This is a genomic window from Fibrobacter intestinalis (assembly GCF_900167415.1).
Taxonomy (GTDB): domain Bacteria; phylum Fibrobacterota; class Fibrobacteria; order Fibrobacterales; family Fibrobacteraceae; genus Hallerella; species Hallerella intestinalis.
Genome location: NZ_FUWU01000036.1, coordinates 24,848 through 34,188, shown reverse-complemented (window position 1 = coordinate 34,188; position 9,341 = coordinate 24,848). Strand labels below are relative to the sequence as shown.

The 9,341-nt window shown below is 49.4% G+C and carries 5 protein-coding genes and 1 tRNA gene; 2 read left to right on the top strand and 4 right to left on the bottom strand.

All coding sequences use genetic code 11. The features are described from left to right. Positions 1-767 precede the first annotated feature (767 nt). Positions 768-3,266: a pectate lyase family protein gene (locus B5D40_RS10230; RefSeq protein ID WP_078776817.1), complete on the top strand. Its 2,499-nt coding sequence runs from the start codon at positions 768-770 to the stop codon at positions 3,264-3,266. 156 nt (positions 3,267-3,422) lie between these two features. Here the strand turns inward: B5D40_RS10230 and B5D40_RS10225 are convergent, their stop codons facing one another. Beyond that, positions 3,423-4,658, bottom strand: coding sequence for an LL-diaminopimelate aminotransferase (locus B5D40_RS10225; RefSeq protein ID WP_078776816.1), 1,236 nt, complete (start codon positions 4,656-4,658; stop codon positions 3,423-3,425). A 325-nt stretch (positions 4,659-4,983) separates the two neighbouring features. Next, complete coding sequence (locus tag B5D40_RS10220; protein WP_233134218.1) at positions 4,984-5,685, bottom strand: tetratricopeptide repeat protein; 702 nt, start codon at positions 5,683-5,685, stop codon at positions 4,984-4,986. A gap of 75 nt (positions 5,686-5,760) precedes the next feature. Here B5D40_RS10220 and B5D40_RS10215 point away from each other — a divergent pair. After that, a tRNA-Thr gene (locus B5D40_RS10215) sits at positions 5,761-5,833 on the top strand. Between the two features lie 132 nt (positions 5,834-5,965). Here B5D40_RS10215 and B5D40_RS10210 read toward each other — a convergent pair. Both B5D40_RS10210 and B5D40_RS10205 read right to left on the bottom strand, forming a co-directional pair. Continuing rightward, positions 5,966-7,327 (bottom strand): MATE family efflux transporter, encoded by a 1,362-nt coding sequence (locus B5D40_RS10210; RefSeq protein ID WP_158222062.1) that lies wholly within the window; start codon positions 7,325-7,327, stop codon positions 5,966-5,968. 58 nt (positions 7,328-7,385) lie between these two features. Next, the gene (locus B5D40_RS10205) at positions 7,386-9,131 is read right to left on the bottom strand and encodes a DNA repair helicase XPB (protein ID WP_233134219.1); all 1,746 of its coding nucleotides are present in this window, start codon (positions 9,129-9,131) and stop codon (positions 7,386-7,388) included. Positions 9,132-9,341: the final 210 nt, after the last annotated feature.

Genomic DNA, 9,341 nt, shown 5'->3' with positions numbered 1-9,341 from the left:
GGATTGTGTACGGGACTGCCTGCTCGCTTGCGTTCCTTGAGCAGGCGGTTGTTTTTACGTCATTGCGAACCCCCACAGGGGTGAAGCAATCCTTTTTCCGCTGACAAGATTGCCACGGCTTTGCACAATTCGCCTAAGGGAAGCAGAGCTTCCAAGGCTCATGGGCCGCTATCGCGACTCGCAATGACGAGGTGCCAGCAAGAATTGCCACGGCGGCGCATCCCTGAAACTTGGAATCTCCGATTCCGTAGTTGAAGTATCCCTGGAAGGGACAATTCGCCTAAAGGAAGCGGAGCTTCCAAGGCTCATGGGCGTAGGCGGTCACCTCGCTGTCTGCGAGAAGAAATTCTCGTTTTGAAGAAAAAATTTAATTGAGAGTATTTGGTGGAAGATCGTATATAATTCCCCAAAATGAGAGTAAAATTTCAAAAAACGCTACAAAAACAACAAAATTTTGAGAACATATAAACCAGATTCCAGCAAAGTAAAATCAAAAATAATCCATTATAAAACAACAATCAAGATAAATTTCTTTAAAAACCATTGACCCACCCCTCTTTTTTGTTTAAATTACTTTTTGAGAACATTCTCAAACAAGTCCGCGCCTAAAAACGACTTGGATGAAGAAAATCGATTCGCAAGCGCAGGAATGAAAAGTGAGCGATACGAAAAGCATCGGGCACTTTAAAAAGCAAACCGCGCAATCTGCCGCCAACGATTTTTGAAAACGCATTTTTAGACGCGATCATCAAAAAGGATTGGAGAAAATGAAAACAAAATCGGCTTTACTTTTTACCATGGGACTCGCCGCAGGAGTCTCGTCCACGAGCGCGCTCACCGTTCAAGAAGCGGGAGGCTGGTTTGAATCCGCCTACGCCAAGTGGACGCCCGTCAGCAGTGCAAGCAGCTACAATGTCTATTGCGACGGCAAGAAAATAGACGATGCGCTTATCCGCACTTACAACGGCTATGTCCGCGCCGACATTCCGGGGCTTTCCGCAGGCTCCCACACCATTCGAATCGCCGCCGTTACCGCTTCGGGAGAAAGCAGCTCCGAATCCGCGACTCAAACAGTTTCCGTCAAAGCGTTCGACAGGACGGGTTTCGCTTTCAACGACGGTCACGTTCCAGGCGCCTACAACGCCGACGGCACGCTCAAAAGCGGAGCGGTCGTCATCTATATGTCCGAAAACACCAAGAATACGGCAACTCTCGATGTCACGACAAATTCCAAAGGGGCAACAACTACCTGCAAAAGCGTTCAAGGCATTTTGAATTGCTATAAAAAGGGATACGAAAAACGCCCGCTCGTCATCCGTATCCTCGGAAACGTGACCGATTCGGACTCCCTCATTTCCGGCGATATGCTTATCGATTTGGGTTCTTCCGAAGACGCTTACGTCACCGTCGAAGGCATCGGAGAGGATGCGACCGTCAACGGTTGGGGCATCCGCCTGAAAAATGCGATGAATGTCGAAATCCGCAACATCGGCATCATGAACGTCAATTCCGGCGAAGGTGACAACATCGGCCTACAACAGAACAACGCCTACGTCTGGGTTCACAACAACGACTTCTTTTACGGAGATGCCGGTTCCGATGCCGACCAGGCCAAAGGCGACGGCGCTCTGGACTGCAAAAAGTCTTCCTATATCACCTTCAGCTACAACCACTTCTGGGACAACGGAAAAAGCAACCTTCTCGGACTTTCCGAAGGCGTTTTCAGCTACGAAACGACCGATTATTACATCACCTATCATCACAACTGGTATGACCATTCCGACAGTCGGCATCCGCGAGTCCGCTACTACAATGCCCACGTTTACAACAACTATTACGATGGCAATGCAAAGTATGGGGCGGGAAGCACGCTGGGTTCATCCGTATTCATGGAAGGAAACTATTTCCGCAACTGCAAATACCCTATGCTCACTTCGATGCAAGGTTCCGACCTTTATGCAGGAACCGCCAACAGTTCCTCCGCCAACGCGACTTTCAGCAATGAAGACGGCGGATTCATCAAAGCCTACAACAACTACATGGAAGGCAAATTCACCTTCATTCCCTACGGCGCAAGTTCCTTTACAAACAAAGGAAGCAGCGTAAACGCCAGCACGATGAGCATCGATACGCAAACAGACTTCGACGCCTATGTAGTAAGCAACGCCAAAACGACGATCCCCGCCTCGATAAAAAGCAAAAAAGGCGGCCACTATTACAGCAATTTCGATACGGGAAGCAAAATGTATTCCTACACGGCAGAGGAACCGGCTGCCGCCAAAACCACAGTCGAAACGTATGCGGGCAGAATGCACGGCGGTGATTTCCAATGGACTTTTTCCGATAGCGACGACGAGTCCTACGCGGTAAACTCCGCCCTGAAAAGCAAATTGCAATCCTATACGGGGACCTTGAAAAGCATTCAGGGATCTGGAGCCGTCATCATCACCAGTTCCAGCAGCCAGGCGGGAAGCTCGGCAGCGAGCAGTTCCTCCGTCAAACCGAGTTCTTCCAGTTCTGCGACAAGCAGCTCTTCTGTCAAACCGAGTTCTTCCAGCGCGGAAAATCCCGACGGAAGCCTTCTCCCGATTACGGCGAACATTTCGCACAACTTCACTCAAGATGCCTTGAGCAGCGAATACTTCGACTTCATGGGTTCCCTTTCCACTTCCAAAGGGTCCATCTCCATCGACGGTATGGAACTGACCCGCTGCCTCAAAATGGAAAGCAGCACTAGCATATCATTCACCTTGGGCGTTTCGGCCACCGTTTCACTCTACTTCAATTCGGATTTTACGAACAAAGTAAAAGTGAACGGAAAGAATTACACTGCAACTGACGGAGTTCTTTCCCTTTCGCTGGCAGCAGGATCCTACACCGTTACCAAAGGCGACGTGGCAAACCTGTTCCTCATCAAAGTCCAAATTGATTCGCCCATCTCCTCTTCGGAAATCGGCAGCTCCTCTTCCCAAAAAACCGAAAGCTCCTCTTCTTTTGAGGGACCTGAAAGTTCCAGTTCACAGGAAACCACCGCGATTTCCAAGACGCCAACTTCCCCGTCCGCAGCCATTTCCTATTCGGCAAATCGCCTGTCCATAAGAGCCAATGCCGTACGCAGAGTCGATATCCTTTCCGCAAACGGGCAGCTCGTTCTGCATTCCGCAAATGGGCAAAAGGAATTTTCGCTAAGAGAAATGCCCCGTGGCGTCTATCTGGTTTACGCCCACACTTCCAACGGGATTTTACAACAGAAAATCGTCAAATAACAATCGGATTTTCAAACTACCAAGCGCAATAGCAACTTTGCATCCACAAGCAAATTTGCTAAAGCACCTCTCCATCGACAAAACATCACACGAAAAGAGCCGCATTTTTTGCGGCTCTCTTTGCATCCACCGGACGAACGGAAAACGCTCTGATTTTTACCAGACGAATTTCACACCGGCAAGGCGTCTTGCGATTTCTTTCATCAGCGAGATTTCCGCCTCTTCCGAATCGGCGATAAAGGTAACGCTGAACCGAATAAAGTGTCCCGCGTCGTCCCAAGGAACCGTGGAAATCTGTTTTTCCCGAATAAGCCACTGCGAAAAATCTTCCGCCGTATTGAACTTTTCTCCGCCCTCGATGCCTTTAGGCGCCTGTGCATACAAATAAAAACTTCCCTTGGGCTTTTTCACCCGAAAGCCGACTTCGGTCAAAGTTTTGACCAGCAAATCGTGGCGACGGGAATACTTGGCGACAGTGCGTTCCGTAATCGACGGCGTGGAAAGCGCCTGGGCTCCCGCATACTGAATCGCCTTGAATTGCCCGGAATCATTATTGTCCTTGATGCAGGCAAAAGCCTTGACGACCTTTTCGTTTCCAGCAACAAATCCGAGACGCCAGCCCGTCATGTTGAACGCTTTGGAAAGCGACTGGATTTCAACGCCGACATCCTTGGCTCCCGGAACGGAAAGAAAACTGAGCGGCGCGTAACCGTCAAAAGTGAGAGCGGCATAGGCGGCATCCGAAACGACAATGATCTCGTTCTTCTTCGCAAAATCGATGACCTCTTGGAAAAATTCCGGAGTGGCGACCGCACCCGTCGGATTGTTCGGGTAGTTGATGTAAAGCAGCTTCGCCCGCTTGGCGATTTCCGGCGGAACTGCGTTCAAATCCGGAAGAAAATCATTTTCCGGAAGCAGGGGCAACGCATAGGCTTCGCCGCCGAGGAATCGGGTCATCGTCGCCAGAACCCCGTAGCCGGGAACCGTTACAATAGCGACATCCCCCGGATTGATAAAAACCTGAGGAAGCATGGCCAACGCCGGCTTGGAACCGATGCTGTGGCAGATTTCCGTTTGCGGATTCAATCCCGAGACGCCAAAAACATTTTGCATATAAGCGGCGGCAGCCTCCTGAAAAGGCAAAATGCCATTGTCCGCATAACCGCGATTCTCGTATTTTTGCGCTTCCACCGCCAAGCGTTCCACCACCGACGGATCCGCCATCCAGTCCGGTTCGCCAACTCCCATGTCGATTATCGGCGTTTCGGGATGCTCGGCTTCGGCGGCACGTCTCGCCCGCTTGATTTTTTCGAACTTGTATAGGACCGTTTCCTTGCCAAAATTTTTCCCGCCAATGCGGTCTGCGAAAAGATTCTGAATGTAATCGGACATTATTTCTCCGGAGTTAAAAGAATTTTTCAAAATTTAAAATTCGGAAATGCGCCCCCTGAACGCCGAAAAGCGCCCATTTTCCCTATCACCTCTTCTTTTTCCGCTCGCGCCCCAAATTTCAAACATATTTGTCATTTTTTATTTCCTGGACTTCCAAGCCCAAGAAAACGACGACCGAAAATCCTGAAATTTTCCATTCGCTTTTCAGCAATCGAGAAGCTGTAGGCCTTGATTTTTTCAGGAAGTTTTAAGGATTCTTCCGTTTAATCCTGCAACAAAAAAAGCCCGCCGTATCAGGCGAGCCGAAATTCAGCGGTTCAAAAAATCAGAGAGTCGCCAGCAATTTCTTGGCGCGTTCGCTGTAAAGCGGGTCGTCGCCATAAATCTTGAGCAATTTTTCAGCGGAAATTTTCGCCTTGTCCGAAAAGCCCATCTCGTTGTAAACCAGGGAGAGCTTCCAGAGCGCGTCGGCAACGGTCGGGACCTGATCCGCCGGTTCGAGCTTTTCGTAACGGTCTTCCAAATCGCCTGTTCTCTTGCCAAATTCCGAAACGAACTTTTCGAGCAGACCCGCTGCAGCCGCATAATCCTTCTTTTCAATAGCGACAGCAGCTTGCCCGTGCATCGCCCCGCCACGAATCAGCGGAAGAGAGCCTGCATTGTCCAAAGCCTTCTGGTAAAGGATTGCCGCCGCATCAAACTCGCCATTCTGAAAACGGATATTGCCCGCCAAAAGCGCCGCCTTGGCAAGATATTCCCCTTTCAACTGGTTGGACTGCATCAAAGACTCGTATTTCGCAAGTGCGCTGTCCTTTTTTCCCGTATATTCATAAGCCAAAGCCGGTCCGAGAAGTTCGGCTTGAGCCGCATTCGCCTGGATTTTGGAACCTTGGATGTGGATAATCACCACCACGACAAGGATTACCGCCAAAAGAATCACGCCCACCTTGATTCCGTGCTGGATAAAAAATTCTTTCACGTCGGAATTCGGGGAAGATGTTCCGCTATTCGGCATATTATTCGACATATTTTAGGTCCTTAAAAAAAATTTGAGCTAAATATAGAAATTTTTCCAAATTATTACTACATTTGTTTTCGCGATGCCACTCTAGCTCAGCTGGTAGAGCAGCTGATTCGTAATCAGCAGGTCGGCAGTTCAAATCTGCTGGGTGGCTCTTAAGTCCGGGTTCTTCTGAATTCGGGCTTTTTTTCTTTCCTTTTTGCTTTTTGCCCCACAATTTCCCGTTGCAACAGGCAAATCCTCATCCCATTTCCGTTTTTCGTTTCAGAAATTTTCGCCTATCGCATTAGCGGGTGACATTCCGAATCCATTTTTTACGCTGCACTCGCCAAATCAAAATGGGCAACTTCACCATTTCGTCGGCGCGGAGCATTAAAAAAATCATCGGATACGAAGCGTCCAGGACAAAGCTCGCCAAATAACCGAGCGGAATCGAGAAGACCCAGAGGCTGCCGATATCCAAAACCGAAGTGAACACGGTATCGCCGCCAGCCCGCAAAATACCGACAATCGCGGGCGAAGTGTAGGATTGCAAAACGATCATGAAACACTGGATGCAAATAAAAGTGTCCGCCAATTTCGCCGTATTTTCCGGAACGGCATATAAGGCCAAAATCGGTTCCTTAAAAAGAAACAGAGCCAAGGCTGCCAGACTTCCCACCAGAAATCCCGCCAAAAGGAGAGTGTTTGCGTAGCGTTTGGCTTCCGACAGATTTTTTCCGCTGCCGAGAAAATTGCCGAGAATCGGCGCCGACGCGCCCGCCACGCCAAAAATAAGGACCAACGCCATCTGCTGCAAAGTCCCGACAATGCTGGCCGCCGTCACAATCGTCGAGTTCAAATGCCCGAGAATTACCGACTGCGCGGCAACCCCCAGCGACCATCCCGTTTCGTTAATCACCACCGGAACGCTGTAGCGGAGATAATCCTTAAAAAGAATCCGGTCAAAGCAAAACAATTTCTTGAACCGGAAGTTCAAATGCCGTTCAAAAAAGCGGACGTAAAAAATCATGGCGACGCATTCCGCGGCACGAGCAAGCACCGTTCCAAGAGCCGCCCCTTTCACCCCCAGGGCAGGCAAACCGAAATGTCCGAAAATAAAAATCCAGTTTAGAAGAACGTTCAGCACGAATGCGCACAAATTCACAATCAATCCGACTTTGACTTCCCTTGTGCTGCGCATCAGCATAATCAGCGTATTGCTAAAACCGTAAAAGAAATACGCAAAGCCCTGAATCCGCAAATAGTCCGCGCCAATATCCACCAGAGCAGGGACATCCGTAAAAATCCGCATGACCGTCCGCGGAAAAAGAGTTGTCAAAAGCCCGAACGCAAACGAAAAAAGAACGCCGATGGAAATCGTCATCGACACGACTTTCTGGATGCTTTCTGCATCGTGCTTGCCGTAATACTGCGCAACCAGCACGCCTCCGCCGCTCGCAATTCCAAAGGATAGAAGCGAAAAGACAAAGAACGGCTGCCCCGCCAGCGTTACCGCGCCCAAAGCCGTTTCCGAAATGCTCCCGACCATGATGTTGTCCGCCAAGGCCAGCGAAAATTTGATCAAATCCTGCAAAGCAATCGGCAAAGCGAGCCCTGCAAGCACGGCAAAAAAACGCTTTTCAAACAAAAAAACGGAAGTTTTCACGAGCGAACCCTGCTCATTTAAAATGCGGAATGGATCGTCGGAATGTCACGATGGGATGTCATTTTCCCGCCGCCACAATTTCTCCGCCGGAATAATTCATGATTTTGTACGCGTATCCCTGTTCCGTCAAAAACAGCTGGCGATTCATGGAAAATTCCTGTTCCTTGGAATCCTTTGTCACCAAAGAAAAGAAATGCGCCGGACGGCCATCCGCTTTGGGGCGAAGGACGCGCCCGAGACGCTGCGCTTCTTCCTGGCGACTGCCGAAAGTTCCCGAAATCTGAATCAAAATGCTCGCATCGGGAAGGTCTATCGCAAAATTTCCCACTTTAGAAACCATCAGGTTGCGAAGGGAACCGTCCCGGAATTGTCCGTAAAGTTTATCGCGTTCCTTATTCGGCGTTTTGCCCGTAATCAAAGGAATCCCCAGCTTTTCGGAAAGCTGCGTCAGCTGTTCAATATACTGCCCGATAATCAGAATGCGGTCTTCCGGCTCGTCATATTGTTCGATGAGTTTTTCCACCACATCATCCTTTCGGGAATTCATGCTTGCAATGTTGATTTTATCCCGAGTCTGCGCCAGCGCATATTGCATTTTGAGTTCAGGGGTCATGACAACACGGATTTCGCAACAATCCGCCGTGGCAATCCATCCCTGAGACTCCAGAACTTTCCAGGGCAAATCAAATTTTTTCGGTCCGATAAGGGAAAAGACTTCGGTTTCCTTGCCGTCTTCACGCACGAGGGTCGCCGTCAATCCCAAGCGCCGAGTGGCCTGCATTTCGGCACTGAAACGGAATACCGGAGCCGGAAGCAGATGCACTTCGTCGTAAATCATCAGTCCCCACTTGTGCTCGCTGAACAAGGGGAAATTCACCAGCGGCTTGTCGGCTTCTTCCTTTTCCTCTTCGGATTCTTCCGTTTTTTTCACCCGTTTCCGCTGCGTCAAAATCTGGTAGGTGGCAACCGTAACTGGACCGATTTCCTTCACATCTCCGGAATATTCCCGCACCTGATCCGGCGTTAAAGTGGTCTTGTCCAGAATTTCACGAATCCACTGGCGCGCCGAAGAGATATTCGGCGTAAGAATCAGCGTGCGGGTCTTCATCAAGGCCATCGTCGCCATGCCTATCAATGTTTTTCCCGAACCGCAAGGCAAAACGATGACGCCCGAACCGCCCTTTTCAGATCCCGAAGCGTAAAAAATTTCCGAAGCTTCCTTTTGGTAGTTCCGAAGTACGAGCGGTTTTCCTTCGAGGGTTTTCTCCCGAAGGTCTATGGCCAGCGGATCGCCACACACATAGCCGGCGATATCCTCCACCGGGAAACCGTTCAGGGTCAGCGTCATTTTCAAAATGCCGCGCTTATTGGGATCGACGTAAACCTTATTGTTTCCTTCAAATTCAAGAAGACAAGAGCCGACATTGGGCAATTTGCAAACTTCCTTGAACAAGGCGACTTCCGACGATTCCAGATAAAGCCCCCGTTCGTCTTTTGAAAGCCGGAGCAATCCGTAACGCCCCATGTATTCTTGAATTTCCGTCACGACGGATTCTGGAAGAGGATACTTGCTCTGTTCGTCCAAACGCTGGACGACATCCTCGGCACGAAGACCCGTTGAAGCGGCGTTCCACAAAGAAAGGTGCGAAATTCGATAAGTGTGCAGATGCTCCGGACTTTTCACGAGTTCCGTAAACGGAGCGATGGCATCTCGAGCTTCGATGTAGTGCGGATTGTGGACTTCGACAAGGATTTCCAGATTACTTTGAACAATAATTGCGCCTTCAGGATTCATAGGCGCCATATTTAGAAAAATTGTCGCACTTTGGCGAAAAAAAAGGAAAAATTTTGGGCTTGTATATAAAATTCCATTCGATTTGCCCGTATTAGTGATCAATGATTAGTGGCTAGGGGGTAGTTGGGAGTTGGGAGTTGAAACTGAAAACTGAGTTACCCTTGTGAAAGAAAATGTTCCGTCTGGAAAAAAGTTTATCCTCACGAAAAGAAAATTCTC